At 37.4% G+C, this 4406-nt stretch carries 5 protein-coding genes; all 5 read right to left on the bottom strand.

Annotation, left to right across the window (positions count from 1 at the left end; genetic code table 11):
- Positions 1 to 43 precede the first annotated feature (43 nt).
- Complete coding sequence (locus ACFIO3_RS09180; protein ID WP_375606743.1) at positions 44 to 604, bottom strand: invasion associated locus B family protein; 561 nt, start codon at positions 602 to 604, stop codon at positions 44 to 46.
- A 101-nt stretch (positions 605 to 705) separates the two neighbouring features.
- Positions 706 to 1233, bottom strand: a complete 528-nt coding sequence (locus ACFIO3_RS09175; RefSeq protein WP_375606742.1) for an RNA pyrophosphohydrolase — start codon at positions 1231 to 1233, stop codon at positions 706 to 708.
- Positions 1234 to 1272: 39 nt separating this feature from the next.
- Positions 1273 to 2583, bottom strand: a complete 1311-nt coding sequence (locus ACFIO3_RS09170) for a S41 family peptidase (RefSeq protein ID WP_375606741.1) — start codon at positions 2581 to 2583, stop codon at positions 1273 to 1275.
- The gene (locus tag ACFIO3_RS09165) at positions 2573 to 3817 is read right to left on the bottom strand and encodes a murein hydrolase activator EnvC family protein (protein ID WP_375615170.1); all 1245 of its coding nucleotides are present in this window, start codon (positions 3815 to 3817) and stop codon (positions 2573 to 2575) included. The genes ACFIO3_RS09170 and ACFIO3_RS09165 overlap by 11 nt, the downstream gene beginning before the upstream one ends.
- 133 nt (positions 3818 to 3950) lie before the next feature.
- A partial coding sequence (rlmH, locus tag ACFIO3_RS09160) for a 23S rRNA (pseudouridine(1915)-N(3))-methyltransferase RlmH (RefSeq protein WP_375704353.1) occupies positions 3951 to 4406 on the bottom strand: 456 nt, incomplete at its 5' end.

Below are 4406 nucleotides of genomic sequence, written 5' to 3'. Positions count from 1 at the left end.
CAAACTAAAAGCGGCCTTTAAAAGGCCGTTTTTAGTTTTAAAATTATTTTTGCAAAGCAGTCAAACGATTAAGAGCACTGCTAAAACCATCTAGCTGAATAAATAAATCATTCAAAGCTGGTTCACCTGCAGCAGCAATTGTCATCGCCAACTTTAACTGTTTTCCAGAACGCAAAGCTGCTACGTGATTTTTGTCAAAAACGACAGGAACCACACAACCTGCTGGCACACAAGTCCTTATACCAGTTTCAATAACAGCTTTCCCTTCATCAACTTGCAAACGAACAGGTTTAGAAACCAAAATGCCAAAAGGAACGGTTAAGCTACCTGATACAACACCCTCAGCATTGAGAATAAGGCTCATAGCCACAACAACACGCCCTTGCTCATTTACTTCTTGACGATGCATAAAGCAAACTTTTTTCCCTTCTTGTAACCCACAATTAATGGTCCACAAGCCATAGGTTTCAGTTAAAGAAGAAGCACCATTTGGTAATGTCTCTACTGCATCTTTTGGTGCAGAAGGCTTTGAACCTGTTGCAAATGCAACAGATGAAATACTCAAAAGAGTACAAACTATAAGTAAATTAAATAACTTTTTCATTTTATATCCCTGTTCTTTACATAAAAGAGAAACATATTTATTATTTATAAATTAATATAAAGCATCTCAATACAAAAAGCTTTCTTATAGTCATATAGCTTTTATAACAACCGAAGGCTACCTCGAAATTCGCTAACAACTTTCATATAAACATGCTTTTTAAAAGAAACAACAATTAAAGGAAGGGTTTCTAGATCAACCCATTTCCATTGATCGAACTCCGCTTTATTGCCTTCTGGCGGCGGATTAATCGCAATTTCAGAAAGCTTTCCTGTAAACTGGAAAGCAAACCACTTTTGTATTTGTCCACGATATTTATTGCTTAATGTGCACCCAATAAGTTCTTGTGGAAAATCATAGTGAAACCAATTTTGTGCTTCTTTAATCAACTTTATAGATCGAATACCCGTTTCTTCATAAAGTTCACGATACGCTGCATCTAATGGTTTTTCATCTTCATCAATCCCTCCTTGAGGAAGCTGCCAACGATGAGATATGTCAATATCTGCATCTGGATGAATGGGCATCATTAAACGACGCCCAACCCACACTTTACCCTCATGATTAAAGACAACAATCCCAACACATTTGCGATATGGAAGAATCTTCAAATTAATACCTGCATCCATTTAATATTCCTCAAAATCGCAAGCTATAGATATCAATTCTCACTTTAACACATCCTTATTGGGATCTGGTGGAAACGCTGCATTTACCATTTCACCTCGTAATAGTTTATAGGCCTCATTCAATTGAATATCATCTTTAGGGTCTTTGGGAACAAAAGCAGCTGAACCAGATCCTTTATTACTCTCTCGTTTTCCTTTGATATGTCCTTTTAATGCAGACTCACCAACTTTTACATCATAACCCTTATATTTTTCGGGGAGTGGCTGCTCTACAATAATATCAGGCGTGATCCCTGTTCCTTGAATAGAAGTGCCAGATGGCGTGTAATAAAGTGCTGTTGTTAAGCGTAAAGCCCCATTTTCACCCAAAGGAATAATTGTTTGAACAGATCCTTTACCAAAAGACTGCGTCCCTAAAATTGTTGCACGACGATGATCTTGCAATGCACCCGCAACAATTTCGGAAGCACTTGCCGAACCACCATTAATAAGAACAATGAGCGGTTTTCCATTGATGACATCACCTGGCTTCGCATCAAATCTTGTCACATCACTCTTTTTGCGCCCACGAGTCGACACAATTTCACCTTTATTGAGAAAAGCACTCGAAACATTAACAGCTTGATCTAAAAGCCCACCCGGATTAAGCCGCAAATCAAGAACGTAACCTTTTAGCTTATCTTCAGGAATTTTAGATTGGATATCTTTAATTGCCGCTAGAAGATTATTTAATGTCTGCTCAGAAAACTGAATAACTCTCACATATCCAATGTCACCCTCAACCCGATATTTCACCGCTTTTACTTTGATAATATCACGAATAATCTTCACTTCAAATGGCTTATCAACGCCAGAACGAATAATTGTTAAGGTAATTGGTGTTCCAGGAGCCCCTCGCATCTTATTAACAGCTTCATTCAATGTTTGACCATTCGTTTGTACATCATCAATTTTTGAAATAAGGTCTCCTGCTAGAATACCTGCTTTTGAAGCAGGAGTATCATCCATTGGTGAAACGACTTTAATTAAGTTTTTTTCCATAGTGACCTCAATACCAAGACCTCCGAACTCTCCTTTCGTAGAATCCCGCATATCCTTGGCTTCTTCGGCATTCAAATAAGATGAATGAGGGTCCAGTGATGTGAGCATGCCATTGATAGCATTTTCAATAAGCTTTTTATCATCTGGAACTGTAACATATTGCATACGCACACGCTCAAAAACATCGCCAAATATAGCTAGCTTTTTATATGCATTATCTTCATTATTCGCAGCAACAGACTGCACCATAATCATTGAACAGGCGCCGAGCAATACCCCAGCGACCAAAAGAATAACTTTACGAATCATTTTGGCTCCTTCTTATTTTTTCAGTCTGCCACCAAGGAGTTGGATTTACAGGTTTTCCCTGCTTTCTAAACTCAATGTAAAGCATTGGAGAAGTTTTTCCTATATCCAATGCAACACTGTTTGAAATAAATTGCATCTCCATTATACCCAGAGGCTCACCTGAAAGAACAAACTGCCCCTGTTTTACATTAATTCTCGACATTCCAGTAAGAATGATATGATAACCATTTCCAACGTTGAGAATGATTAAATGTCCGTAAGAACGAAATGGCCCAGCAAAAGCAACAAAAGCATCCACAGGTGATATAACAACAGCTCCTGACTCTGTTTCTATCGTTTCACCAAAGCGCGTAATCTGCGAATTATTATGAGAAAATCGAATTCTTTTTCCTGAAACAGGAAAAAGTAAAGAACCTTTTCGGCTTTCAAAATTGGACTGTTCTAACAATTGCAAACTTTTCCGTACCTGTACTGATGCATCAGAGCTAAGTTTTGACTGACGATCAAGCTCTAAAATCAATTCTTCCAAAGACTGCGCTTTTTTAGCAAGAGCAATATTTTTTCGTTGCTGTTCTGTAAGTTCTTTTTCTGATTTTGTTTGTAGTTTGTTTTTTTTGTCTAATAAAAGCTCTAAACGTTTTCGCTGCTCTGCTTGATTTTGCAGTTTTGTCTTTAATCCTGTATATTCCCTAGTAATGGAATTACTCAAATTGGTCAACTCCTTGAGTTTTACTGTTAAATCTCGTGTTTTCTCCTGCATCTGAGGAATAACTGTACCTAATAAAACAGAACTACGGATAGAAGCCAACGCATCCTCTGGCTGTATCATAAGAGCAGGAGGCGGATTCAATCCCATACGCTCCAAAATTGCAAGAACTTCTGCAAATTCAGCACGACGATTTTTTAAACTTTGATAGACTTGTACCCGCTTTTCTATCATTTTTTTAAGCTTTTCTTCCCTTTTAGCAATATCATCTGCTACTATACGTTCTTCTTTAGCCGCCTTTATGAGTGCATCACTCAAAACACGTTGATCTTTTTTTAAATGCTCAACTTGATGCATAAGAAAAGCAACACGCTCACGCGAAAGTGAAATATTTTGGCGAATTTCTCCCAATTCTTTATGGACTTCCGTACTCCTCATTGTATCTTCCGCATGCGATACAGAAAAGCAAAAAAACATACTCAAGAGCAGAATGACAAATATGACGCACTCCTCATATAAATATAGCATCTTTCTATGAAGAAGCTTTTTCATTTGCAAAAACCATGACACCTCATCGTATACATTAGAGATGCTTTAAATGGTGTCAGCTAAAACAATATTAATAAACATATAAATAAGTGCTAAAAATTGAACAAAAATATTAAAAACGATGATACGGATGATTATTTTCAATTGTTACAGCGCGATAAAGTTGTTCTGTAAGAAGAATACGTGCAATTTGATGTGGCCACGTCATCAAACCAAAAGATAAAAGAAAATCAGCACGCTTCCTTATTTGCTCATTATGCCCATCAGGTCCTCCCAAAGCAATGACGACATCTCGAATTCCCTCATCACGATAACACCTCAATTTTTCAGAAAAAGAAGTTGACGAAATCGATTCTCCACGCTCATCTAACACAATTAATCGACATTTTTCAGGTAAAAATTCAATAAGTTTTCTCCCCTCTTCCTCCATACGTTGACAAACTGTTTGAGCACGACTTTCTGGTATCTCTTGTAACTTTTTTAAATGAAAGCCTACAGCACCAGAACTTTTAGAAAAACGATCCAAATAATGTTGAACCAATGTTTGCTCTGCCCCACTTTTCATACG

The sequence above is a fragment of the Bartonella sp. AD328YNZD genome, from assembly GCF_042196425.1.
Note: the sequence above shows the minus strand (reverse complement) of the source record. Positions and strands in the feature narration are given on the sequence as shown.